We start from the raw sequence: 23,337 nt of genomic DNA, 5'->3' as shown, positions 1-23,337 counted from the left end.
AGGGTGGGTCACTCTGCCCCACCGTTGTCTTCGACTTCTTCCTCAGTTTCTTCGATACGCCCGAGGCCCACGAGCTTTTCACCGCTCTTAAGCCGGATGACGCGTACCCCCTGGGTATTGCGCCCCAGGACAGAAACCTCGTCGACGCGGGTGCGCACCAGAGTGCCCTGGTCGGAAATCAACATCATTTCCTCGCCTGGATGCACCTGGCAGGCGCCCACTAAAGCACCGTTGCGCTCACTCTCGGCGATCGCGATAACACCCTGGGTGCCGCGACCCTTGGTGGGGAATTCGCTGATAGCGGTACGCTTGCCGTAGCCGTTTTCAGTGGCCATCATCACTGAGCCGCCCTCTTCCGGGATCACCATAGCGATCACCTCCTTGCCCTCCTGCATGCGGATACCGCGTACACCGCGGGACACACGCCCCATGGAACGGACATTGGCCTCGGAGAATCGCGCCGCTTTACCGGCGCTGGTAAGCAGCAATACATCGCGCTCACCATCGGTCACCGCTGTGGCAACGAGACGATCTCCTTCTTCCAGTTCGATAGCGCGCAAACCTACACTGCGTGGACGGGCAAAGGCGGTAAGCGGAGTCTTCTTCACGGTGCCGTTAGCAGTAGCGAAGAAGATAAAGTGATTTTCATCGTACTCGGACACAGGCATCAGGCTGCTGATACGCTCACCCTCTTCCAAAGGCAGCATATTGACAACCGGCCGTCCGCGCGAGGCGCGACCGGCAGTGGGTACTTCGTAAACTTTGAGCCAGTACACCTTGCCCTTATTAGAGAAGCACAAAATAGTGTCATGGGAGTTGGCAATCAATAGGTGCTCAACGAAGTCTTCATCCTTCACCTGGGTGGCCGACTTACCCATACCGCCGCGACGCTGGGCCTGGTAATCGGTCAAGGGCTGGCTCTTGGCGTAGCCACCGTGAGAGATAGTCACCACCTTATCTTCCGGGGTGATCAGGTCTTCTACGGTCAGGTCTTGACGGGAGGCAACGATATCGGTGCGGCGCTCATCGCCAAAGTCCTTTGACAGCTGTTCCAGCTCTTCGCGGATTACTTCCATCAGGCGCTCGAAGCTACCGAGGATATGCAGGTATTCAGCGATCTGCTCCAGGCGATCCTGGTATTCCGCCAGCAGCTTGTCGTGTTCCATACCGGTGAGGCGGTGCAGGCGCAGCTCGAGAATGGCCTGAGCCTGGGCCGGTGACAGGTAGTAGGCGTTGTCGCGCAGACCAAACTCTTTTGGCAGATCATCCGGGCGACAGGCATCGGCGCCAGCACGCTCAAGGAATTGCTGCACGTTGCCCACTGGCCAGCCTTTGGCCAGCAGCGCCTCGCGGGCATCCGCTGGGGTAGCCGACGACTTGATCAGCTCGATCACCGGATCGATATTGGCGATGGCTATCGCCAGACCTTCCAGAATGTGACCGCGCTCGCGCGCTTTGCGCAGCAGGTAGACGGTACGGCGAGTCACCACTTCCTGGCGGTGACGCACGAAGTGCTCGAGCAGCTCTTTCAGGTTCAGCACCTTGGGCTGACCATCGACCAGAGCCACCATATTGATGCCGAACACACTCTCCAGCTGGGTTTGGGAGTAGAGGTTGTTTAAAACCACATCACCCAACTCACCGCGCTTCAATTCAATCACTACACGCAGGCCGTCTTTATCGGATTCGTCGCGCAGCTCAGAGATACCCTCGATCTTCTTCTCTTTCACCAGCTCGGCAATGCGCTCGATCAATCGAGCCTTGTTCAGCTGATAGGGGATCTCGGTAATAACAATTGTTTCGCGATTGGACTTGTCATCGCGAATCACATCCGCCTTGGCGCGCACATAGATACGCCCGCGACCCGTGCGATAGGCCAAGAGTATCCCGGCGCGGCCATTGATGGTTGCCCCAGTGGGGAAGTCAGGCCCAGGGATATACTCCATCAAGTCGTCAACAGACAGCTCGGGATTGTTGATCAATGCCAGACAGGCATTGACAACTTCTTTTAGGTTGTGGGGAGGGATATTGGTGGCCATGCCCACCGCAATACCCGAAGAGCCGTTCACCAATAGGTTCGGCACACGGGAGGGCAGCACCTCCGGCATCTGCTCGGAGCCGTCGTAGTTATCGACAAAATTGACGGTTTCTTTATCTAGGTCAGATAGCAGTTCGTGGGCCAGCTTATCCATGCGAATTTCGGTATAACGCATGGCAGCCGGGCTATCACCATCGATAGAACCGAAGTTGCCCTGGCCATCTACCAGGGTGTAGCGCATAGAGAAAGGCTGGGCCATACGCACAATCGTGTCGTAGACCGCGGTATCCCCGTGCGGGTGGTATTTACCGATCACATCGCCAACGACACGCGCTGACTTTTTGTAGGGTTTATTCCAGTCGTTTTTCAGTTCGCTCATAGCGAAGAGCACACGGCGGTGTACCGGCTTGAGGCCATCGCGTACATCCGGCAGTGCGCGCCCGACAATCACGCTCATGGCGTAGTCGAGATAAGACTGCTTGAGTTCTTCTTCGATATTAATCGGAGAGATTTCTTTGGCTAATTCGCCCATGGCTTACGGCGTTCCTTTTTATAGCGCGGGCATGTGTACTGAGCCCGGATAAGCGGGCGATTCTAGCACAGTTTGACGCCTTTGGACCGGCTGCCCTACGCTCTTCTGGACCACTACTCTCCCCTGTTGCCGCAAGCAGTCTCTGCCGCTAAAGTAAATCCCCATCTTAACCGCCGTCGCCTAACTTCCATGCCCCAAGCAATAGACACCCTGATTCATGCGCGCTGGATTATCCCAGTAATCCCCGAGCAAAAAGTGTACGAGAATTGCTCTTTAGCTATTGAGAGCGGGCGAATCACCGCCCTGTTGCCATCGACAGAAGCCAAAATACGGTTCAAGGCAAAACGGGAAGTGGAGCTCAAGCATCACGCCCTGATCCCCGGGCTGATCAACACCCACAATCACGCGCCCATGACGCTATTGCGGGGCTATGCCGATGACCGCCCCCTCAAGGAATGGCTGGAAAAACATATTTGGCCGACGGAACAGCGCTGGGTAGGGCCGGAGTTTGTCGCGGATGGCAGCCGCCACGCCATTGCGGAAATGCTGCGCTCGGGAACTACCACTTTCTCTGATCAGTATTTCTACCCAGAAGCTGTCGCAACCGCTGTCCGGGAAACCGGCATCCGCGCACATATCGCCTTTCCGGTATTGGATGTGCCCACCCCCTGGAGCCGCCACGCCGAAGAGGCCCTGCATAAAGGCTTGGCACTGCGCGACGACTACCGCGCCCATGAACGCATTGAAGTGGTTTTTGCACCACACGCCCCCTACACCGTCGGCGATCAAACCCTGGAGAAAATCGCTGTATGCTCCGCCGAGGCGCAAATTCCCGTGCAGATACATCTGCACGAGACTTACCAGGAAGTGGAAACTGCGCTGAAGCAAAATGGCGAACGCCCCACCGAGCGGCTACAGCGCCTTGGCCTGATGAGCCCACAGACTCTCTGCGTACATATGGTGGCAACCAATGAGCGGGACATAGAATTGTTGAAAACCAGTGGTGCGCACGTGGCCCACTGCCCTTCGTCCAACCTCAAACTGGCCTCCGGCTTCTGTCCCACCGTCGAGATGCTCGATGCCGGTATTAATGTATCTCTGGGCACTGACGGAGCCGCTAGCAACAATAGTCAGGACCTGTTTGCCGAGGCCAGTACCGCCGCACTGCTGGCCAAGGCTGTCAGTGGCAGGGCCACCGCACTTCCCGCTCACCAGGCGCTGGCAATGGCTACTATCAATGGCGCACGTGCTTTGGGTATTGAGGAGGAAACCGGCAGCCTGGAAATTGGCAAGAGCGCCGATATTGCGGCGATCAATCTATCCGGCCTGGAGCAGCAACCAGTACACGACCCCATGTCTCAACTAATTTATGCCAGCGGCGGACACAATGTCAGCGACGTCTGGGTTGCGGGCAAGCAGTTATTGGGAGAGCGCCAATTACTCACCCTGAACGAGACTGAGGTAATCCAGCGAGCGCAATTATGGCGTGATAGAATCGCCGGCCATTCGCGCTAGGCGCGAACCGGACACTGCGATTCAATATAGGAATCAGCCACTAATTAATCATTAACTAGGCAATTTAATGGGTGTACTTCATCCCTTTTGTTGCCGTCCGCGAAATACTGGAGTGGCTATTCAAGCCTCCCTGCTTTCTCGGACTTTTACCGGCCAGCTGACAACTGGTTACGGCACACCCCCGTGCCGAGATAACCCGTAGCCGCATGTATTTACGGGTTAACAGCGACGGAGTTTGCAGAGAAATTCATGAGTAATGTAGATCCCACGGAAATCGCCAAATTCGAGCAACTCGCCAGCCGCTGGTGGGATAAAGAAGGCGAATTTAAACCGCTGCACGAAATTAACCCATTGCGCGCTAACTACATTGACAGATACGCCTCAGTGGCCGACAAAAAACTGCTGGATGTCGGCTGCGGCGGAGGGATTCTGGCTGAGGCCATGGCCCAGCGAGGTGCAAAGGTGACTGGGATTGATATGGGCGAAGCCCCTCTCAACGTTGCCAAATTGCACGCTCTGGAAAGCGGCGTATCGGTAGATTATCGACGTATTACCGTGGAAGAGCTTGCCGAAGAAGCACCGGAAAGTTACGACGTTGTGACCTGCCTGGAAATGCTCGAGCATGTACCCGATCCTGCCTCAGTGATCCGCGCCTGCGCCAAACTGGTCAAGCCCGGCGGACACTTGTTTTTCTCGACGATCAACCGCACCCCCAAAGGCTGGCTCTTTGGCGTGGTGGGAGCGGAATATATCCTACGCTTACTACCCAAAGGCACCCATGAATACAGCAAGTTTATCCGCCCCTCGGAAATGGGCGCCTGGCTGCGCGAGGCGGACCTGGAACTGCGCGATATCACCGGCATGACCTACAACCCGGTTACCCGCAACTATAAACTCAATCCCCGCGACGTCGACGTCAATTACCTGATGTATGCCAGCAAACCCGAATAAGCGAACCCTACGATGAAAGCAGTTTTATTTGACCTGGATGGCACACTCCTCGACACCGCACCGGACTTTATTGTCGTGCTCAATCAGTTACGGCATCAGGAGCAATTACCTCCACTGCCCGACCAGGTAATCCGCGGCACCGTCTCAAGCGGCTCAAGGGCATTGGTCACCCTGGGGTTTGGCAAACAGGAAGGTGATCCCGAATTTGCCAGCCTCCTGCAGCGCCTGCTGGATCTCTACCTCGCGCACCTCGCAGAGCAAACCACCCCCTTTCCCGGCATAGAACCATTGCTGGATACCCTCGCGCAGAATGAAATCCCCTGGGGTATCGTCACCAATAAACCCGAAGCATTTACTGTGCCGTTGATGCGGGCATTTGAATATCTGCCACCGGCCTCTGCGGTGATTTGCCCCGATCATGTCAGTAAGTCAAAGCCAGACCCAGAAGCGATATTACTCGCTTGTAGCAAAATAGGATGCACTCCGGCAGACGCCGTCTATATCGGAGATCACCAGCGGGATATTATTGCCGGCCAGCGTGCAGGCATGCCGACGATTGCTTGCGCATACGGCTATATCGATGCATCTGATGACCCCGCTAATTGGGGTGCCGATCACCTGGTCAGCTCTGTGGATGAAATCTGGCCCTTGCTACAGCAACATTACATTTAATCTTTGAAATCATGCCCGGCCCGATGCTGGGCGCCAGCATCAGGATGTTTCATGTCTGAATATGCCGGCGACTATGTCGCTCCTTCAAACTTACTAAAAGATAAAATCATACTCGTTACCGGCGCTGGTGACGGTATTGGCAAAGTTGCAGCAAAAACTTTCGCCGCACACGGAGCCACTTTAATACTGCTGGGGCGCACCACCCCAAAGCTCGAAATGGTCTATGACGAGATTGAGGCCGCCGGAGGACCGCAGCCGGCAATTTTCCCTATGGATCTCAGTGAAGCACGCATAGAAAACTTTGAAAATCTTGCCGAGGCCATCGAACAGGAATTTGGTCGCCTAGATGGCCTGCTTCACAACGCAAGTCTACTCGGACAGCGCACGCCCCTGGCAAATTACCATTTCGCTATCTGGCAACAGGTCATGCAGGTCAATGTCAATGCAGCATTTGGGCTCACCAAAACACTACTGCCTCTGCTGGAAAAATCCGAAGCCGGTTCGGTAGTTTTCACCAGCTCTAGTGTTGGCTTAAAGGGACGGGCATATTGGGGGGCCTATTCTGTATCAAAGTTCGCAACAGAGGGGCTGATGCAGGTACTCGCCGATGAATTGGAAGGTGTGTCCAATGTTCGGGTGAACAGCCTCAATCCGGGCGCTACCCGCACAGCCATGCGCGCGACGGCCTACCCGGCAGAAAACCCCAAATCAGTAGCGGCACCAGAAGAAATTATGCCGACTTACCTCTACTTGATGGGCGATGATAGCCGCAGCCAGAGCGGCAAACACTTCAGCGCGCAAAAGCGCTAGACCCTGTAAATAGCAAAAAACCGGGTAGCTCCCGGTTTCTTGCTGAGGCAGGGACAAAGGTGTTCGCCCCTATCACTTCTTCGGGGACTCCTCTCCCGATGGGTTTCTCTGTCCCACACCTTTATCCGCCCCCATATGCTCAGGCACATCGGCAAAGACATCCCCCTCAAATTCCATCATCTCACTGCCACCGAGCATTTCGCCTTTTTTGATATTGCTCCCGGAAAAGTCCTGCTCTATACCCTTACCCTGCTGATTCTGAGGTAGGGTATCCACGCTCGTTGAGGCAAAGACCTCTCCTCCGAGTGTAAGCCGCAAACCCTCGATACTGAGATAACCTGCCGTAGCCAATATAACTGCGGGAGTAATAAGACTTTTCATTGTTCCGCCCCTGGATAGTTTTTGTCTATGATTTAAATCCAATCAATAGCCAAGCACTCAACAAACCCCTAAAACAAGCACCGCTATTGAAAATGAGCCAACCAAATCGCTTTAATAAGGTGACAGATTAGCTCATCTTTATCGAGGCTATTTTTCCATGTGGGTTCCACTAAAAGCGTGCGGAGACGCACAAATCCAATTGTCCATTAGCCGCAGCTCCGGCAAAATAAAGCCCACAGCTGGCAAATAACGTAATAAATACTCATGAATCGAATTTTTCTTATCTCCCTCCTAACCATCCTCGCTCCCAGTATTAACGCGGACACGCTGGGAAAACAGCTTAAAGGGTGCTCTGAAATTACACCCAACACGGATCGACTGGCTTGCTACGACAAGCTCAGCAACTCCCTCGCAAAGCGAGCCGAGCAAGATTTCGGTCAAGAATACAAGCAAACTGAAGAAGCACCTGAGTCTATCGAGGCAAAAATCGCAGAGATTCAGGAGGGTGCCCACAATAAGAAAATCGTAACCCTGGAAAACGGCCAGGTCTGGAAGCAGAATGATGCGGGTCGCATATTTTGGAAATCCGGTGACCTCGTTGTCGTGGAGCGCGCAATGTTTGGCTCCTTCTTTATGAAACCTGCCGATGGTGGAAAGAAAATGCGGGTCAAGCGACTGAAATAACTTACCATTAGTTATCCGGGCGCTTTCTGCGCCCAGCCCCTCCCTCCCACGCACAGACTTATCAGTCAGCCTTAATAGGGCGCAAAATTCAACTTTCATCTATCGTTAAGGTGAAATGGGCGCCAAAGGGTGCCCGGAGAGACTGAACAAAACATATCGTTCACGCAGTCAACAGAAGGTTTAAGCACTTGTCCCGAGAAAATTTTTACTCAAGGGATGAAGACTGGCTGAAGGATACAGACAACGCCCTCTCCGATTCCTGCTCCAATGCGGAAAATCGCGGCCAGACGGAAGAAGCCGGGCCCGATATCGAAGAGATTCATTCAGTTGGGGAGCCTCTGAGCGAAAGCGGCAGCACCCCAATGCAGAGCTATCTCAAGCACTTATACCGGCTTGAATTGCTCACACCCGAAGAGGAACACAGTACCACCTGCCTGTTGCGAGATCTCGAGGACACCCTGATCGAGAAGCTGCAGCAATGCGGCACCGAGCTTGTGCAGCTGCGCAGCGAAGGCGTGGAGCAGCGCGGCAGTACCGGCGCCTATGATCATGGCCTGATCATTGCGCACACCGAAAAATTAATGGCCGGCGACGAACTTATCCGAAGGGAAAGAAGCAAGCTCGGCGGCCTTCTGCGGCGCTTCCAGGAACAGCGCAAGAAACTCATCCAGTGTAACCTGCGCCTGGTCATCGCCATTGCCAAACGTTTCCGCAATCCCTCAGTGCCATTCATTGACCTGATCCAAGAGGGCAATGTCGGCTTAATGAAGGCCATTGAACGCTTCAAACCGCAAATGGGCTACCGCTTTTCCACTTATGCCTACTGGTGGATTCAGCAGGAAATACAGTTGGCTATGCGCCGCAATGAGGATTTGGTGCGCCAGCCAGCCAATGTGCAGGATGATTTGCGAACAATTTACCGTGCAATCGGCGAAGTACGCGCCCTAGGGCATCCCGCCTCCGATGAGAATCTGGTAAAGCATACAGGGCTCGATCTCGAACGCATCCAGAGTCTACTCAAGCTACCCGGCCCTACTGGCTCACTGGACGACCCTGTCGCAGACGACCAGAGCAGTACCCGCTTGGATTACGCTCCCGCCGACGAGCTTTATAACACCGATGAGCTGGTTACCAATCAAGAGCTGGCGGAGCGCCTACGCGAAGCGGTCAACCGTTTGCCGCCGCGGCAGCGGACCGTGCTGAACCTGCGCTATGGACTAATTTCAGATAGAGATTGTTCTTTTCGGGTTATCGGTGAGCAACTTGGACTCAGCCAGGAGCGCGCGCGCCAGCTGCACTCCGATGCCATTCGCCAACTGAAGCGACAGTGGCGATAACTGCCCAGCAATTGATCCAGCAATCGATCAAAAGACCAATACTCTCAGAGCAGGGGGCTGATTTTCAGCCCCCAACCAATCACCTCCTATCAAACAGGAGGAAGCCGGTGGCGGTCAACGAGTACCGTGCTTGCCATCAATCACTTTCCCACTAGTCTTAATTACAGCTCTTGCAACTATCCCCCTATATCCCATGCGTAAATCTTTCACACAGGCTGCGGGCGATAACACAGCGCTAGGCTGTATCCTTTTCTTCGCCTTAAATTTCCTCAATTCACACGTAGCACACGCTGAGCAGGAAATTATTATCAGCGGCGGAAAGGGGCTGGGAAATGCCTTAATGCAACGGGACTCTATTTCCGCCGCCAAGGTAGCCGGCGTGAACTACTCATACCTACTCACCTCCTCCAATAACGCCAATAATTCATGGCAATGGTGGGGCCAGGGTAGCTACTCCTATATACGCCTGGGACATCTCAATGAAACCCAGCAGCAAAACATCATAGAAATCAAACCGGTACTGCGCTGGTATCCGCGCAGTGAACCCCTAGGTGGATTTGGAGAAGCGGGAGTTGGCGCTTCTTACTTAAGCCAGCGGGAATTTGGCGATATTCAGCTCAGCACCAAGGTTAACTTTGCTCTGCATTTTGCCCTGGGCTATCGCTTTAGCAGTGGCCATACATTATCGCTACGTTATAGCCACTTCTCCAATGCCTACACCAACATCCCCAACCCCGGTTTCGATTTCGCCTCACTCAATGGACATTTTAATTTCTGATCCAACACTGAGGCGCTTGCAATTGCCAGTTAAGAAGTGGCGCTGAGATTGCGGTAGATATTCACGGTCTTTTTAACGATATCTTCATGAAAAAAGCCGTGTAAATGCGTTTTATCCCGTTGTGCCATCAAAACCAAGCCTACATCGCACAGGGCTTGCGGGCTTCCCCGTTCAACCACGCCTTGAGCGAAACAGTGCGCCAGTACTTCTCCAGCACAGGTATCTTTATAGGCAACCACCGCACACCCCATCGCCAAAGCCTGCATCGCATTTTTGCCATTAGGCTCTCCGGAGTCGGAGAGACAAAAAGCCAACTGCGAGGAAGCATAGAGCTCCCGTAAATCCTTTCTCTCTCCCAGAAACAGTACACACCCCTCAAGCCCCAACTCTTGGGCTAGCTGCTCCAGCTTACGTACATAGCGTAAATCGCCGCCCTGCGGCACCCCTACCACCAGCCCCAATAAATCGTCACGACTCTCTTTAGCCTGTGCCAAAGCCTGCAAAAAGGTTCTCAACTCCCCATTTTCTGACAGGGAACCCGAATACAACCACCAATTTTTTCCCTCCAGCTGCGGATAGCTATTCAAGAAACGTAAGTGCCATTGGCTCGATACAGGTTTACTGCGATCGAACTCCCGGGAATTAATGCCCCAATGCACAACATGGGCCGGGTCAGCTAACTTTTCGCCCAAATGCTGCTGCAAATGAATTGCGATCCCTTTGGACGATGCGATGACAGATTGACCAGAAATCAATCCCGCATCCCGTCTGCCAGGTGAAAAATACTGATCGACATGAGTTATTAAACTGGGACGGGCGCCGACATCCATGCCTCGCCAAGCCCGCCAAACCAGCTGGGCAGTCAGGCGCCCGTGAACATGAATTACATCGGCATTTAAGCTTTGTAAGACATTGCGCAACCGACGCGCAAAGGCCACAGACAGAAAAGGCTTTTTATTCAAAGATAATTGAATATGCTGAATGTCATGCAACTCTAAACGGTTTACCAATGCTCCCCCAGCAGAGATCACAACGGGTTTAACACCCTGCCGGGCCAGTTCCTGAATAAATTCCAGCGCGACCTTGCCTATTTCTCCAGGCTCCAACTCAGGCCAGACTTGTACGATTTTCAAAATACCTACCGCAAAAATGGAACAAAGGCAGTATTTTGGCCCTCACAGAAATAATTTCCCAGTAGATTCCACACAAGTTTGTAACAAACCCCTCTGGCCAGGCCAATTTACCAGCAAGGTCCCCCAGTATGAGATGGGCTTCACGAGTGCTAACATGACTCGCTTCAACACATTCAGGGAAAAGCAATGTTCCAACGCTATTTCACACAGTCGATCGCTCTTGTTCTTATATTGCTTGTTGGCACTGCCACCGCAGCCGAGAAAGACCGCGGTATTTTCTGGAAAGCCACCAAGGAGGATAAAACTGTCTATCTGCTGGGCTCTATCCACTTGGCAACGGAAGACTTTTATCCGATGCGTGCCCAAATAGAGCGCGCATATGCCACCAGCGACGCTATTGCCGTTGAAGCCGATGTCCTCGCAGCCGAAAGCGACATAATGGTGCAACAGAAAATCATGATGGAATCGGTTTACCAAGGGGAGCGCAGCCTGCGTGACGACCTGCCAGCAGACTTATATAAGAGACTGCAAGCGTGGATGCATAAACGCAACATGCCGGAAGCCATGTTTATTCGTCAGCGCCCCGCTATCGCTATGATTTCCATGAGCATGATCGAAATGCAGGCTCTGGGCCTCAACCCTGAGTTGGGTATCGACCGTCACTTCCTAACCAAAGCCAAAAAAGATGGCAAACCGGTATTAGAGCTTGAAGGAGTCGTACAACAATTCCAGCTTTTGAACGGCTTAGACAATCCCGCCCTGCTGCTTCAGCAGACGCTAGAACAACTGGAAGATATTTCTACCTACCTACCTCAACTCACCAATGCCTGGAAAGCCGGGGATCACGATGCTCTCAACCGTCTGATATTGCTCGATGGTCTTGAGGAAAATCCAGAATACAAGCCCCTTTACGACAAGCTCTTTTTCCAGCGCAACAAAAATATGGCCAATAAGATTGCATCCAAGGCGCCAAAGTATCGTTCACTGTTTGTGATTGTCGGCGCCGGTCACCTGGTAGGGCAAGGCAGTATTGCAGAACTGATGAAAGAAAAAGGCTATAAACTGGAGCGTATCTAACTTCTTCCAGGCTGTGTAATCACTAAGCTGAATACCTTCTTACTTTTGCCCGCGAAATATTGGCGCTGACATAAACAGTTGTCACTGTTTCACGGGCTTACCCAATATCGTCTGCACTTCTCACGCTCAAAACCAGCGCCCTTTTACCCGCAAAAAAGCTGAATCGGCGAAAAACTGATTAATCGCCATACTCACTTGCTAAACTGCAACAACACGCCGCAGTTGTCACTGCAGTTTTCTAGGGAGTACCCCATGAAACGCTACGGCCTATTTTGCGCCCTAGCCTGTGCCCTTGTTTCTTCCACCGCCACAGCCGATAAGGCCAAAACAGAAGGCGGGCTCAAAATTACATCTGACGATGGTAATTTTTCCGCTGAGCTCGGCGGTCGAATCCATTTTGACACCTACTTTTTTGACAAGGACGACAACTACTTTGACAGTTTTTTCATAGATGATGAATTTGAGGAGCCGGTAAACACCACGGATTTTCGCCGAGTGCGCCTGGCAATGAAGGGGAAACTCTGGAAGTGGGAATACAAGCTGGAGAGGGATTTTGCCTCCGCCGGAACTGGAGGGCTTAGAGATGTATTTCTGGCCACAAAAATCTTCGACGGCAAACTTCGCATTGGCAACTTCAAACCCAGCCGCTCTATTAATGAGCTAACCAGCTCCAATGAAATCACCATGATGGAGAGATCCTTCGCCACTGCCGCAGGGATTTTCGCCGACCGCGGCCGACAACAGGGGATTGGCTGGAACACCCACTGGTGCTGCCATACATTTGGCATTGATCTCTTTAACCTGCGCAATCCCGGTGATCCGCGCAATGAGGGCATAGGGAGCGCAGCCCGGTTTACCTGGGCCCCGATTAACGAGTCCATCAGCACCCTGCACCTAGGCACCTATTTAAGTTATGAAGATGCCAATGAAGACACCTTAGCCCGTGAGGCCCTGGTTGAATATGCCGGGCGTCGTGGCCCGGAGCAGCTGGTTGCTTTAAGCCCTGGTGGCGGCGAATTTTTCTTTGGTGATTTTGGTGATGATGAGTTTTATAAAGGTAACCCAGGTGGCGATGTGTGGATTTTTGGACTGGAGTTAGCCGGCACCTACGGTCCTTTTTACGCCCAATCAGAATACGCTTTTGGCAACTTCTCTGGAGATATTTATCTATCAGAGCTTACTTTCGAGGATTTTTTTGGCGCACCGCCCAGTTTCTTATGCGATCCATTTACCGGCTGTTTCATTGGCGATCAGGATGTGCGCACCTGGTATATCACCGGTAGCTGGGCGATCACCGGTCAGCACAAACCCTACGACGATAAAATAGGCGTTTTTAAATCCATCAAACCCACCCCACCGGAAGGCGCTTTCGAAGTAACCGCACGTTACGACACCATCGAGAATAAGGATATTCCCCGCATGAGGGTTAGTAACTTTGTTTTTGGGTTTAATTATTATTTCAACCCCAAGGTGCGTTTAATGATGAATATCACACTCGGGGATGATGATTTTACCGGCGATCAAACCAAACAGTTCGCTGTTCGAATGCAGGCATACTGGTAGGAGAAACAGCCCCGGAGGAAATCCGCCGGGGCTCTTTTGGCCGGAAAGTTAACCCACCTGCTGGGCTTTAGTGGGATCGAAAATCTCAACCTCGCTGGCCTGACCGGCGTTTCGAGAAGGATTTTCGAAACGGCTCAGCGCCAGCTCTCTTTGTCGCTGGGCTTCCAACCAGTTGGCCTCTTTGATATGCCCATAGCCTTTAAGAACCTCTGGGTAGCTAAGCAGTTCAACAGCCGCCTGATGGTTTTGCGCATTCAACTCACCCACCACTTTCTCAACCAACTGCTCATACTCAGTAATCAAGGCCCGCTCCATACGGCGCTCAGCGGTATAGCCAAAAATATCCAGGGCCGTACCACGCAAGAACTTCAGCTTGGCCAAGACACCAAACGCTTTATACATCCAACCGCCAAATTTCATCTTACGCGGGCGCCCCAATACCTTATCGAAACGGGCTAATAGAGGCGGGGCCAGATTGAACTCGAGTACAAAATCGCCGCTGAAATTTTCCTGCAGAGACTGGGTAAAGCGCCCATCCGTGTAGAGGCGCGCGACCTCATACTCGTCCTTGTAAGCGAGTAGCTTGGCATAATTGCGCGCGACCACCTCGGCAAGCGCCTGACTCGCCGGTGTTTTAAGAATTTCTGCCGCTTTAACCTTCTCAACCAAGCTCTGATAGCGCTTGGCCAACGCCTCATTTTGATAGCCGGTCAGGTGTTCAACCCGATGGGCAACAATCTCATCCAGCCCTTTGGGCAACACAACAGGCGCGCGGTCATGGGCGAGAAGCCGGTTTAAAATCTTCCGATCCGCTGCTGCCAGGCGCCCGGCAGCAAATCCCTGCAGGTTGCCCTCAACCGCCACGCCATTCAGCTCAATAGCCTGTAACAGCGACGCCTGGGAGAGAGGCAGAAGGCCTTTCTGCCAGGCAAAACCCAACATAAATATATTGGCCGCCAGGGTGTCTCCCAGTGCAGATTTGGTCAGACGGTGGGCATCGATGGAATCCAACTCGCTAACCGCACTGCTCAGAGTATCGAGAACTGCCTGTGGAGAGTGGGCATCCTCACGGCCCAAAACGGTGGCAGCTGTGGGACTCAAGTGTGTATTCACTACTGCACGGCTATGGGTTTCATCCAGCTTGGCCAGGCAAGCAGCGAGGTTTCCAGCGGCAATCAAGTCGCAGGCCATCAGTGCATCGGCGCGACCGTCGGAGATACGTACTGCTTGCAGCGCTTCAGGCTGAGCGGCAAATCGGATATGGGAATACACCGCACCGCCTTTTTGCGCTAGGCCGGTCTGATCCAAGGTGCTGCAGGCTTTGCCTTCAATATGCGCCGCCATCGCCAACAGTGCTCCGATGGTCACCACACCGGTGCCGCCCACCCCTGTCACTAGGAAGTTAAAGGGTTCAACTAGGCCTGGTAACAGTGGTGTAGGCAGCTTTTCCGCTTCTGTACGCAATACATCGCCAACGCCTGCACCTTTGGCCAGACGCCCACCCTTTACAGTAACAAACGAGGGGCAAAAACCATTAATACAGGACAGATCCTGGTTGCAGCCGGTCTGGTTGACGCGGCGCTTGTCCCCCAGAGCGGTGGAAACCTTTTCCACGGCAATACAGCTGGACTGTTGCACACAGTCGCCACAGCCTTCACACACCAATTCATTGATAAAGGGGCGCCCCTCAGCTTGAGGCAACAGGCCGCGCTTGCGCTTGCGTCGCAACTCGGTGGCGCAGGTCTGGTCGTAAATAATAACCGTACACCCTTCCACATCACGCAACTCTTCCATTACCGCCGGCATATAGTCCCGGTGGCGAATCTCTACCTCGGAAGGGAAGCTCAAGGCCCCCTGGTATTTGTCCGGGTTGTCCATCACCAGAACGACTTTTTGCACCCCTTCCGCCAGCACTTGGCGGCAGATCATATCCGGTGCCAACTCGCCATCGTGGGGCTGACCACCCGTCATGGCGACGGCGTCGTTGAACAGGATTTTGTATGTGATATTGACTCTGGCAGCCACAGAGGCGCGAATGGCGAGAATCCCAGAGTGGAAATAGGTGCCATCCCCCAGATTCACAAACACATGCTTTTCATCGGTGAAGGGCGCTTGCCCCACCCAGTTGACCCCTTCGGCACCCATTTGCGTAAAGGTGAATGTCTCGCGATCCAACCACTGGGCCATATAGTGGCAGCCGATACCGGCAAGCGCGCGACTGCCCTCCGGCACTTTGGTGGAACGGTTGTGGGGGCAGCCGGCACAAAACATGGGTAGGCGTGACACACTGGAGCCCGCCTGTTGTGCAATGCGTTGCGCCAGGGCGTTGAGGCGCATTAAGCGGTGTTGCCCGCGCTCACCTAGCTGGTCTTGATCCAAAATCAGACCCAGCACCTGGCAGATAATGGCCGGAGACAATTCTCCATAGGCGGGCATTAAAGGCTGGTCGTGCTCATCCACTTTACCGAGGATACGCGGAAAGTTGGCGTCCTTGAGGTGGACGTTGTACAGCTCTTCTTTCAGCTGCACTTCCATCAGACTGCGCTTCTCCTCCAGCACCAGCAGGGTATCCAGGCCCCGGGCAAATTCTTGGATGCCGGGCACATCCAGGGGATAGGTCATCCCCACCTTGAGGATACGAATGCCCAGCTGTCGGGCTTTCTCCTCATTGATACCCATATCCTCGAAGGCCTGCATCAAGTCCAGGTGGGCCTTACCGGTAGTGACGATACCTAGAGTGGCCTCTGGATTTTCCAGCACCACCTTGTTCAGTTTATTGGCGCGGGCAAATGCCAGAGCTGCCGGGCGCTTGTAGCGCCACAAACGCTCCTCTTGCTCAAGGGGATTGTCTTGTTTGCGAATATTGAGCCCACCTTCAGGGCGCTCAATCTCGGGGTAGCTGAACTGTACTCGCTGTGGATCAACTTCCACCGTAGCGGAGCTATCCATATTTTCTGCCAGAGTGATCATCGCCACCCAACAGCCACTAAAGCGAGATAACTCCAGGCCATAATGACCGTAATCCAGAACCTCCTGCACAGTTGCGGGATTCAAGACCGGAATATGCATATCCACAAAAGCAAATTCCGACTGTCCTGGATAGGAGGAAGACTTACAGCCGTGGTCATCTCCAGCGATGATAAGCGCCCCGCCCTTTGGCGAGGAACCCGCGGCATTGGCGTGGCGGAAAGCATCGCAAGAGCGGTCCACACCCGGCGTCTTGCCGTACCAGATACCACAAACACCATCCACCTGGGCGCCATCGAACAGGCCAACCTGCTGGGAGCCCCACACTGCAGTCGCTGCCAGCTCCTCATTCACGCCCGGTTGGAATCGGATATTGTGCTGGTCCAGTAACTTTTTGGCCCGTGAGAGCTGTAGATCGTAGCCACCCAAAGGGGAGCCGCGATAACCGGAGATAAAAGTCGCGGTATTCAGACCACGGGATTGATCCATCCGCATCTGGTCGATGGGCAGGCGCACCAGTGCCTGAATCCCTGAGAGAAGCACACGGCCTTTCAGAGTGGTAAAACGATCATCCAGTGATATTGGTTTTTTTACCTGGGAGTCCACCGCGCGCTGGGGACTGGCTACTTTATCAGTCATACACCTAGTTTCCGGTCATTTATTCTTCTCGAAACCCGGTTCGAGTTATAAGTCATTATTCTTCCGAATTGCTCCGCTTCAGCCGTAGAGAGTTCATTTTTTCGCCTCTCAGGTCACCCCTCTGGCGGGTAATCACAAAAAGCACTCAAGTTGAAACGGATTGGTCAGGTCATACTAGTGCGTTAAGCGCAACAGAGCATTGCTTTATTTACGTAAATGTGCGTAAATTTGTGATGAAAATCTCGATCGAGCAATTTTTTATAGGATAGGAGTCTTTATGAAGCGTTCGACAGACCTGGATGATTTCGACCGCAAGATTCTGCGAGCGCTGCAGGAGAACGCCGATTATTCCATGGCGGAGCTCGGAGACAAAGTCGGTCTTTCTCACACCCCCTGCTGGCGCCGCATCAAGAGGCTGGAAGCGGAAGGCATTATTCGCGGCCGCGTCACTCTGTTGGACCCCCGCAAACTGGACCTGGGAGTCACGGTATACTGTTACGTGACCATCCACAACCACGACGAAGAGTCCCTGAATAATTTTGAAACCGCAGTACAGGACGTACAGGAAGTGGTTGAATGCTATTCAACCAGCGGCGATAAGGACTATGTACTGCGCGTAGTCGTGGATAGCGTTGAACACTACGAACAACTGCTAAAACGTTCGCTGGTGCATCTGCCCAATGTGGCCTCGGTAAATTCCACCTTCGCGCTCAAGCAAGTGAAATACACCACTCAGTTGCCGCTCTAGCCTCCGTCAATCTTGCAGTCGAAAAAAGAGAGGCGAGATCTGAGCCCTGTAACCTCAGGGCTCACGACATCAGTCCAACCTTCGTAACTTTTGTAATAACTGATCCAGTGCCTGCTGCAGATCCAAACCATCGCAGCTCAGGGTAATATCCGCATATTTGCGATACAGAGCCTGCCGCTCCTCAAACAACTCTTCAAAACTTTGTCCCGGCGCCTTAGCTATCCCACGGCTTTCATAATTATGGATTCGCCGACGCAACTCGTCTGCAGAGCACTCCAGAAATACAACCGTGCCTTGCTCGCGTAAATTTGCCATACCCTCTGCGCTATATACCGCACTGCCCCCGGTGGAAACCACATGCTTGGGCAGCTGTGCTGCGGCAATAACCTCCCCCTCAATAGCACGCAGGTTAAGGTAGTCGCTTTCCGCCATAATTTCCTGAAGGGTTTTTCCCTCTTGTGCCTGAATCAAAACATCGGTGTCGACAAAATCCAGGGCCAACTCTTTGGCCAACAAAACACCCAGGGTACTTTTGCCGGCACCAGGCATGCCAATCAAAACAACACTTTTTCTTTTTTTCATCAGTTTATCTGTACGCAAAATCATAAGCGGAGCTTAAAACACCTTTAATCACCGCGGCGGGGAAAAAATACAGAACGCAACCAGCCGAAAAAACTATTGCCTTGCAGCATATATTTATCCAGCTCATCCATATTGTGAGCCTGGCGAAAAGCATCGGCAAAAAGCGCTTCGCGAGTAATCATTCTGCGTTTGGGATTAATGGTTTTTATCGGCTTGGCCGGGTTGCCGGCCACCACCGTATTCGCAGGTACATCCTTGGTGACCACACTGGCCGCACCAACCACGGAGTTATCACCGATACTAACGCCTTTACAAATAGTCGCGCTATCGCCAATCCAGACATTATTACCGAGGCGTATCGGTGCGGTGCAGCGAAAGGGCCTGGTGCGGTTATAGAGACCATGCCAGTCAGAGTCGGAAATATAAACATTCGCCGCAATCATACAGGCATCACCAATCTCTATAGACTGTGCAGCCGAAATACGAACACCAGGGGAAATCAGCACATAATCCCCAACAGTAATAAAAGCCTCGCCCCCCTTGTGTCCAAAGGTAGTAAAGCGAATGCATTTTTCCGCATTGGAAATCAAATGCGGATAATTACCCAGGCGAACATTATTTCCAAATACATGCACTGAAGAGGGGTCCATCACTTCCGGGTCAACACCTATCGCATCAAACTGAGGAAGTAAAAAATAGTGCGTGCGCCAGTTGCGCCAACGCAACTGCAGGCGCTTCAGCCAGTAAGGCCTATGATCCTTGCGCATAATTAAATTTCTATTCGGTGGGGCCTGCTGCCCACAAAAAATCACAATTGCTTTTGTGCAAGCGCCAGTTTAGTGTTTGGGCCAAGTAAAATAGCAAGCAGTAAACTATGTCCATTCATTTGCCCATCGATATCCGAGCCATCAAGGGATTTCTCGCAGCCCACGAGGGGGAAGCGCTCTACCATCTTGCCGCTGAGGCCAGCAGCCTGGGCCCCTGCCTCGAAGTAGGCAGCTATTGCGGAAAGTCCACGATCTATTTGGCCTCAGCCTGCAAGCTGACCGACAGCGTCGTGTTTGCCGTGGATCACCATCGCGGTTCCGAGGAGCACCAGCCTGGCGAGGAGTACCACGATCCCGATTTGTTTGACCAGAAAGCCAACCTAATGGACAGCTTCCGCACCTTTCGCACAAATATGCGAGCCGCCGAGCTGGAAGATTGGGTAGTACCGGTGGTGGCCCCCTCAGCGGTGGCCGCACGTCACTGGAACACCCCGCTCGGGCTCGTATTTATCGACGGCGGACACTCTCTGGAAGCAGCAATGACGGACTATCGCAGCTGGTCTCGGCATATTGTGCCAGGCGGTTACCTGGCCATTCACGACATATTTCCCGATCCAGCCGATGGCGGCCAGGCCCCCTACGACATTTACAAGCTAGCCCTGGCTTCCGCTCAATTCGAGCTGGTCGAAACTGTCGACACTCTGGGTATCCTGCGCCGCATCTGACGGCAGGCGTACCGAGGTAAACAGCCCGCTTGCCGGCGTCAGGTCGGCAAGCGCATCTGCCGCAAGCAACATAGCGCCCACAGTCCAGGTGGTTTTCTCCTCGGGCCAGACCGCCTGATCCCGATAAACATATCCCGTCCAATAACCACCATCACTGTCCTGCCAGCGATGCAAGCCCCGGTAAATAATCTCGGCGCGAGCCCGCTGACCCGAGGCCAACAACGCCATGGTCAACTCGCAGGATTCTGCCACCGTTACCCAGGGCTCATCATTCACACAGCGGCAGCCTAAACCGGCCACCACAAATTCATCCCAACGCTGTTGAAGACGCGCTCGGGCGGCTTCTCCAGCAATAGCGCCAGTGAGCACGGGGTAAAACCAGTCCATGGAGAAGCGTGCTTTGCTCTCCCAGGTCCGGTCAAAACGTTCGGGCTTGTTCTGTAACGCCTCGCCGAGTGCAGCGCGGCCCCGCACCCACTCCGTGCGCTCCAGCCCCAGTGCACTGGCAATATTGATCGCGCATTCCAGGCTTTTATAAACCGAGGCACACCCGGTAATCAGGGCATCCTCTTTGTGTTTTCCCTCGGCGTCTACAGCCCAGTGAATCTCACCGTGTTCGGTCTGCAGGCCCAAGACAAAATCGATAGCGCGCTCCACCATCGGCCAGTACCGCTGTAGAAAACGACTATCACCGCTAATCAGGTAATACTGCCAGACCCCAGTGGCCACATAGGCAACAAAATTACTCTCCCGGCGCTCGCTATTATCAATCGCCCCGTCCTTATAAGCCGCCCACCAACTGCCATCCTGCAGTTGAATATCCGCCAACCAACGATAGGCCTTCTCCGCGGCGACAAACTCCCCGGCGATGGCCAGTCCCATGGCCGCCTCTACGTGATCCCAGGGGTCGGCGTAATGCCCTTTAAACCAGGGAATTGAGCCATCGGGCAACTGTTGAGAAAGGATGTAGGCGGCACTATCGCGCACAAAGCCGGTAGGGAACAGAGTCGCCTTCTTTTGGGATGTTACCGCTTCAGTCACGAGTTCACCTCCTCGGCCAGAGGTAGGCTTTCAGGAACCCGCTGCTCCGCCTTCACAAAATAGAGCGCGATACTTTTTCCCAAAAGAGGGTTCAACAATTTCTCCGTCACACGGGTGAGCGCGGGCCGCTTCATCAAGTCCCAAACAAGCAGGCGATGATAGGCAGCCACCAGGCGATTATCCGGATTGTTCCAAAACAGACATTTCAACCACCAATAGGGAGAGTGCAAAGCATGCGCCTTGTGGCGGGCGAAATGGCGGTGTCCCAGGGCTTCAATACTCTGGCGCAGTTCGCGCTCACGGAAAATGCGGATATGTCCCCCCTCTACCTGATGGTACTCATCGCTGAGTTGCCAGCAGATCCACTCGGGGAAATACGCCGGTACGGTGGCGGCAAAAATGCCCGAAGGTTTTAGCACTCGGTCTATTTCTGCGAGGACTTCCTTGTACTCGTGAATGTGCTCCAACACTTCGGAGCAGATCACCACATCAAATGTGGCATCGGCAAAAGGCAGCTGTAAGCCATTCGCCACCCCGAGTAATAGGCGCCCTTTGGCATGCTTTGGATGGTTAAAAGGTTCGGCACGCTCACTGGCGGTGCGTACATCATTGAGGCACAGATCTATGCCGTAGACGTCCACCTCATCCGTGATCATCAAATGGATGGAGTGGCGCCCCTCGCCACAGCCCAGGTCCAAAACTTTTTGTCCTGGGCGAAGATTCAAGTGTTGCGGATCTACAGTAATCATTAAGCTGCCTCCGCACCGCTGACATCTGCGTCAACTAAATCGTTTTCTTTGTGCTGTTGTACAGCCGGCTCGCCGAGTATTTCGCGGTAGTAAGCGACTAGGTTTTCTGCCGCCAGACTCCAGCAGAACTTATTTTCTATACGCGCCCTGCCTTGAGCACCCATATTGGCTTGTAAAGACTTATCCTCCAGAACGCGCCCCAAAGCCTCTGCCAGCGCATTGCTGTCACCGGCCGGGACTACGATACCCGCATCGCCAACTACTTCTGGCAGGGCGCCACCATCACTGGAAACCACCGGGGCCCCGCAGGCCATCGCCTCGCCTGCTGGTAGGCCAAATCCCTCATAGAGTGACGGACAGGCAACAACTGTCGCGCTGCGGTAGTGGTTCACCAGTTCCTCATTGGAAATACCGGAAACAAACTGCACTGCATCCTGTAATTTCAGGTTTTTCAACAGCTTTTCGGTGGCGCCGCCTTCGCGTAAGCGCCCGACCACCAATAGCTCCAAAGCAGGAAAGCGTTCTCGCAATCCAGCCATGGCCTGTAACAAGACGCCAAGGCCTTTGAGCGGCTGATCCGCCGAGGAGGTCGTCATGATGCGCAAAGGCTGGCGATGTACTTTGTCGTCGGGGCTGAATATCTCTGTGTCGATACCGTTGTAAATCAGGTGGATCTGCTCTGGCGCTACCCCAAACTGCTCGATGATATCCCGCTCTGACTGGCGCGATACCGTGACAATATGGCGTAATTTCCTCGAGACCTTAATCTGCATATTGAGGAAGTTATGCCAGCGCCGCACCAATAAACGAAAACGCCAGTCCGGCGCCGCATCCAGGGCTAACTGACGATCGCGGGTAATGGGATGGTGAATAGTGGCAACAACCGGAAGGCCGCTGCGCTCGATATCCAACAGGCCATAGCAAAGGGATTGGTTGTCGTGAACTATGTCGTACTTGTGACCATGTTGGCGCAGGTATTTGCGCACTCGACGGCCAAAAGTATAAGGCTCGGCAAAACCGCCGGTCAGTTTACTCCACCACTCAAAGAAATCCGCCCAGGAGAGTAGGTGTTTTGGTCTAAGAGCAAGGCTGGGCTTTTCTACTTCATAGAGATTGAGGCCGGGCATCTTAATCAGCTTGACCCTTTCATCCAATTCCGGATAGGGCTGGCCGGATATAACATCCACGGAATGACCGGCATCAACCAGTGCCTTACTCAAATAGCGGAGATAAATACCCTGGCCACCACTGTGCGGGTGGCTGCGATAACCCAGTAGACATATTTTTAGTGGCCGTGTCTCGCCAGCCATTGGACCGTCTGCACAATTTCCCAAGGCGGTCATAGATTCCCCATCTGCTTGTTCTGAGACCCACATACATTAATCAAAAATGCAGCGCCGGGCTGTGAAGCCTGGCTATAGCAGTCGACCAATCCGGGGCCCTACGCTGGTAAAGCGGAAGAATACACTGGCGGAGAAATGACTGCTAGGCAGAAGCAGTCCACGCTGTTGGCCAGTCCGCCCTTCCGCGTGGCTTCTGAAGCCAAATAAAATGAAGCAGGTGAATTCCCCCTCAATGGTATTTTCGCCGGTGAGATTTTGGCGAGCGCCTAAAAATTCACACAAAGCTTATAGCCCTATGGTCACTG

At 53.4% G+C, this 23,337-nt stretch carries 20 protein-coding genes; 11 read left to right on the top strand and 9 right to left on the bottom strand.

From position 1 onward, the window contains the following. Positions 1-8: 8 nt before the first annotated feature. Positions 9-2,570 carry a DNA gyrase subunit A gene (gene gyrA, locus FIU95_RS06935; protein ID WP_152452759.1) on the bottom strand — a complete coding sequence of 854 codons (2,562 nt, stop codon included), beginning with the start codon at positions 2,568-2,570 and terminating at the stop codon, positions 9-11. A 189-nt stretch (positions 2,571-2,759) separates the two neighbouring features. Here gyrA and FIU95_RS06930 point away from each other — a divergent pair, with 189 nt between their 5' ends. The 4 genes from FIU95_RS06930 (at position 2,760) to FIU95_RS06915 (ending at position 6,518) form a co-directional block, all read left to right on the top strand. Then, positions 2,760-4,085, top strand: coding sequence for a TRZ/ATZ family hydrolase (locus FIU95_RS06930; RefSeq protein ID WP_152456179.1), 1,326 nt, complete (start codon positions 2,760-2,762; stop codon positions 4,083-4,085). A gap of 249 nt (positions 4,086-4,334) precedes the next feature. Continuing rightward, positions 4,335-5,036, top strand: coding sequence for a bifunctional 2-polyprenyl-6-hydroxyphenol methylase/3-demethylubiquinol 3-O-methyltransferase UbiG (gene ubiG, locus FIU95_RS06925; protein ID WP_152452757.1), 702 nt, complete (start codon positions 4,335-4,337; stop codon positions 5,034-5,036). A 12-nt stretch (positions 5,037-5,048) separates the two neighbouring features. Beyond that, positions 5,049-5,708, top strand: a complete 660-nt coding sequence (locus FIU95_RS06920) for an HAD family hydrolase (RefSeq protein WP_152452755.1) — start codon at positions 5,049-5,051, stop codon at positions 5,706-5,708. Positions 5,709-5,759: 51 nt separating this feature from the next. Continuing rightward, positions 5,760-6,518, top strand: coding sequence for a YciK family oxidoreductase (locus tag FIU95_RS06915; protein WP_152452752.1), 759 nt, complete (start codon positions 5,760-5,762; stop codon positions 6,516-6,518). A 72-nt stretch (positions 6,519-6,590) separates the two neighbouring features. On the opposite strand, the gene FIU95_RS06910 is transcribed toward FIU95_RS06915, so the two are convergent. Beyond that, positions 6,591-6,899: a hypothetical protein gene (locus FIU95_RS06910; RefSeq protein ID WP_152452751.1), complete on the bottom strand. Its 309-nt coding sequence runs from the start codon at positions 6,897-6,899 to the stop codon at positions 6,591-6,593. A gap of 264 nt (positions 6,900-7,163) precedes the next feature. Between FIU95_RS06910 and FIU95_RS06905 the strand changes: the two genes are divergently transcribed. From FIU95_RS06905 to FIU95_RS06895, 3 genes are all read left to right on the top strand, one after another. Beyond that, the gene (locus tag FIU95_RS06905; RefSeq protein ID WP_152452750.1) at positions 7,164-7,583 is read left to right on the top strand and encodes a hypothetical protein; all 420 of its coding nucleotides are present in this window, start codon (positions 7,164-7,166) and stop codon (positions 7,581-7,583) included. A 188-nt stretch (positions 7,584-7,771) separates the two neighbouring features. After that, positions 7,772-8,920 carry an RNA polymerase sigma factor RpoD/SigA gene (locus FIU95_RS06900; RefSeq protein ID WP_152452749.1) on the top strand — a complete coding sequence of 383 codons (1,149 nt, stop codon included), beginning with the start codon at positions 7,772-7,774 and terminating at the stop codon, positions 8,918-8,920. Between the two features lie 340 nt (positions 8,921-9,260). Then, positions 9,261-9,698 carry an acyloxyacyl hydrolase gene (locus FIU95_RS06895; RefSeq protein WP_253868897.1) on the top strand — a complete coding sequence of 146 codons (438 nt, stop codon included), beginning with the start codon at positions 9,261-9,263 and terminating at the stop codon, positions 9,696-9,698. 29 nt (positions 9,699-9,727) lie between these two features. Here the strand turns inward: FIU95_RS06895 and FIU95_RS06890 are convergent, their stop codons facing one another. Then, positions 9,728-10,831 (bottom strand): glycosyltransferase, encoded by a 1,104-nt coding sequence (locus tag FIU95_RS06890; RefSeq protein WP_152452747.1) that lies wholly within the window; start codon positions 10,829-10,831, stop codon positions 9,728-9,730. A gap of 186 nt (positions 10,832-11,017) precedes the next feature. Between FIU95_RS06890 and FIU95_RS06885 the strand changes: the two genes are divergently transcribed. Next, positions 11,018-11,908: a TraB/GumN family protein gene (locus FIU95_RS06885; protein ID WP_152452746.1), complete on the top strand. Its 891-nt coding sequence runs from the start codon at positions 11,018-11,020 to the stop codon at positions 11,906-11,908. A gap of 252 nt (positions 11,909-12,160) precedes the next feature. Further along, on the top strand, positions 12,161-13,471 hold the full coding sequence (locus tag FIU95_RS06880) for an OprO/OprP family phosphate-selective porin (protein ID WP_152452745.1): 1,311 nt from the start codon (positions 12,161-12,163) through the stop codon (positions 13,469-13,471). 48 nt (positions 13,472-13,519) lie between these two features. Here the strand turns inward: FIU95_RS06880 and FIU95_RS06875 are convergent, their stop codons facing one another. After that, a complete protein-coding gene (locus FIU95_RS06875; RefSeq protein WP_152452744.1) occupies positions 13,520-17,077 on the bottom strand; it encodes an indolepyruvate ferredoxin oxidoreductase family protein in 3,558 nt (1,185 codons plus the stop codon). 277 nt (positions 17,078-17,354) lie between these two features. Between FIU95_RS06875 and FIU95_RS06870 the strand changes: the two genes are divergently transcribed. Continuing rightward, positions 17,355-17,825, top strand: coding sequence for an Lrp/AsnC family transcriptional regulator (locus tag FIU95_RS06870; protein ID WP_152452743.1), 471 nt, complete (start codon positions 17,355-17,357; stop codon positions 17,823-17,825). Between the two features lie 69 nt (positions 17,826-17,894). On the opposite strand, the gene FIU95_RS06865 is transcribed toward FIU95_RS06870, so the two are convergent. Together FIU95_RS06865 and FIU95_RS06860 are read right to left on the bottom strand one after the other, a co-directional pair. Beyond that, complete coding sequence (locus tag FIU95_RS06865) at positions 17,895-18,407, bottom strand: shikimate kinase (RefSeq protein ID WP_152452742.1); 513 nt, start codon at positions 18,405-18,407, stop codon at positions 17,895-17,897. 44 nt (positions 18,408-18,451) lie between these two features. Continuing rightward, the gene (locus FIU95_RS06860) at positions 18,452-19,174 is read right to left on the bottom strand and encodes a DapH/DapD/GlmU-related protein (protein ID WP_152452741.1); all 723 of its coding nucleotides are present in this window, start codon (positions 19,172-19,174) and stop codon (positions 18,452-18,454) included. A 107-nt stretch (positions 19,175-19,281) separates the two neighbouring features. On the opposite strand from FIU95_RS06860, the gene FIU95_RS06855 reads away from it, so the two are divergent. Then, on the top strand, positions 19,282-19,899 hold the full coding sequence (locus tag FIU95_RS06855) for a class I SAM-dependent methyltransferase (protein WP_152452740.1): 618 nt from the start codon (positions 19,282-19,284) through the stop codon (positions 19,897-19,899). On the opposite strand, the gene FIU95_RS06850 is transcribed toward FIU95_RS06855, so the two are convergent. The 3 genes from FIU95_RS06850 to FIU95_RS06840 are packed head-to-tail and all read right to left on the bottom strand — an operon-like array spanning position 19,828 to position 23,032. Further along, positions 19,828-20,940: a prenyltransferase/squalene oxidase repeat-containing protein gene (locus FIU95_RS06850; RefSeq protein WP_152452739.1), complete on the bottom strand. Its 1,113-nt coding sequence runs from the start codon at positions 20,938-20,940 to the stop codon at positions 19,828-19,830. The genes FIU95_RS06855 and FIU95_RS06850 overlap by 72 nt on opposite strands. Beyond that, positions 20,937-21,689, bottom strand: a complete 753-nt coding sequence (locus FIU95_RS06845) for a class I SAM-dependent methyltransferase (RefSeq protein WP_152452738.1) — start codon at positions 21,687-21,689, stop codon at positions 20,937-20,939. The genes FIU95_RS06850 and FIU95_RS06845 overlap by 4 nt, the downstream gene beginning before the upstream one ends. Next, a complete protein-coding gene (locus FIU95_RS06840; RefSeq protein ID WP_152452736.1) occupies positions 21,689-23,032 on the bottom strand; it encodes a glycosyltransferase family 4 protein in 1,344 nt (447 codons plus the stop codon). The genes FIU95_RS06845 and FIU95_RS06840 overlap by 1 nt, the downstream gene beginning before the upstream one ends. Positions 23,033-23,337 lie beyond the last annotated feature (305 nt).

The sequence above is a fragment of the Microbulbifer sp. THAF38 genome (assembly GCF_009363535.1).
Classification (GTDB): domain Bacteria; phylum Pseudomonadota; class Gammaproteobacteria; order Pseudomonadales; family Cellvibrionaceae; genus Microbulbifer.
Note: the sequence above shows the minus strand (reverse complement) of the source record. Positions and strands in the feature narration are given on the sequence as shown.

Excerpts from the sequence above, each read along its gene's own strand:
- FIU95_RS06910 (WP_152452751.1), bottom strand. The coding sequence starts at position 6,899 with ATGAAAAGTCTTATTACTCCCGCAGTTATATTGGCTACGGCAGGTTAT.
- FIU95_RS06930 (WP_152456179.1), top strand. The coding sequence starts at position 2,760 with ATGCCCCAAGCAATAGACACCCTGATTCATGCGCGCTGGATTATCCCA.
- FIU95_RS06865 (WP_152452742.1), bottom strand. The coding sequence starts at position 18,407 with ATGAAAAAAAGAAAAAGTGTTGTTTTGATTGGCATGCCTGGTGCCGGC.
- FIU95_RS06860 (WP_152452741.1), bottom strand. The coding sequence starts at position 19,174 with ATGCGCAAGGATCATAGGCCTTACTGGCTGAAGCGCCTGCAGTTGCGT.
- FIU95_RS06915 (WP_152452752.1), top strand. The coding sequence starts at position 5,760 with ATGTCTGAATATGCCGGCGACTATGTCGCTCCTTCAAACTTACTAAAA.
- FIU95_RS06885 (WP_152452746.1), top strand. The coding sequence starts at position 11,018 with ATGTTCCAACGCTATTTCACACAGTCGATCGCTCTTGTTCTTATATTG.
- FIU95_RS06880 (WP_152452745.1), top strand. The coding sequence starts at position 12,161 with ATGAAACGCTACGGCCTATTTTGCGCCCTAGCCTGTGCCCTTGTTTCT.
- FIU95_RS06845 (WP_152452738.1), bottom strand. The coding sequence starts at position 21,689 with ATGATTACTGTAGATCCGCAACACTTGAATCTTCGCCCAGGACAAAAA.
- FIU95_RS06920 (WP_152452755.1), top strand. The coding sequence starts at position 5,049 with ATGAAAGCAGTTTTATTTGACCTGGATGGCACACTCCTCGACACCGCA.
- ubiG (WP_152452757.1), top strand. The coding sequence starts at position 4,335 with ATGAGTAATGTAGATCCCACGGAAATCGCCAAATTCGAGCAACTCGCC.
- FIU95_RS06875 (WP_152452744.1), bottom strand. The coding sequence starts at position 17,077 with ATGACTGATAAAGTAGCCAGTCCCCAGCGCGCGGTGGACTCCCAGGTA.
- FIU95_RS06895 (WP_253868897.1), top strand. The coding sequence starts at position 9,261 with ATGCAACGGGACTCTATTTCCGCCGCCAAGGTAGCCGGCGTGAACTAC.
- FIU95_RS06855 (WP_152452740.1), top strand. The coding sequence starts at position 19,282 with ATGTCCATTCATTTGCCCATCGATATCCGAGCCATCAAGGGATTTCTC.
- gyrA (WP_152452759.1), bottom strand. The coding sequence starts at position 2,570 with ATGGGCGAATTAGCCAAAGAAATCTCTCCGATTAATATCGAAGAAGAA.
- FIU95_RS06840 (WP_152452736.1), bottom strand. The coding sequence starts at position 23,032 with ATGACCGCCTTGGGAAATTGTGCAGACGGTCCAATGGCTGGCGAGACA.
- FIU95_RS06905 (WP_152452750.1), top strand. The coding sequence starts at position 7,164 with ATGAATCGAATTTTTCTTATCTCCCTCCTAACCATCCTCGCTCCCAGT.
- FIU95_RS06870 (WP_152452743.1), top strand. The coding sequence starts at position 17,355 with ATGAAGCGTTCGACAGACCTGGATGATTTCGACCGCAAGATTCTGCGA.